Annotated in this window: 1 protein-coding gene; it reads left to right on the top strand. The window is 39.0% G+C overall.

Annotated features, from left to right (window positions below):
- A partial coding sequence (locus AZF08_RS21260; RefSeq protein WP_153019568.1) for an IS6 family transposase occupies positions 1-352 on the top strand: 352 nt, incomplete at both ends.

Raw genomic sequence — 352 nt, 5'->3', positions numbered from 1 at the left:
CAGTAAGGTGGTACCTACGGTACAATTTGAGCTTCCGTAACCTGGTGGAAATGATGGAGGAAAGAGGATTATCCATTGCTCACACAACGATTATGCGCTGGATTCATCAATATGGACCTCAATTAGAAGAGAAAGTACGACATCATCTAAAATCAACAAATGATTCATGGAGGGTCGATGAAACCTATATGAAAGTAAAAGGGCAATGGATGTATTTATATCGTGCCGTTGATTCAGAAGGGAATRCCATTGATTTTTATCTAAGTAAATCAAGAGATAAACAAGCAGCCAAGTGCTTTTTCAAGAAAGCCTTGGCTTTTTCGTACGTTTCTAAACCTCGCGTGATAACAGT

It is taken from the genome of Bacillus gaemokensis, assembly GCF_001590835.1.
In the GTDB taxonomy this organism is placed as follows: domain Bacteria; phylum Bacillota; class Bacilli; order Bacillales; family Bacillaceae_G; genus Bacillus_A; species Bacillus_A gaemokensis.
This window is presented reverse-complemented; position numbering and strand designations above follow the sequence as displayed.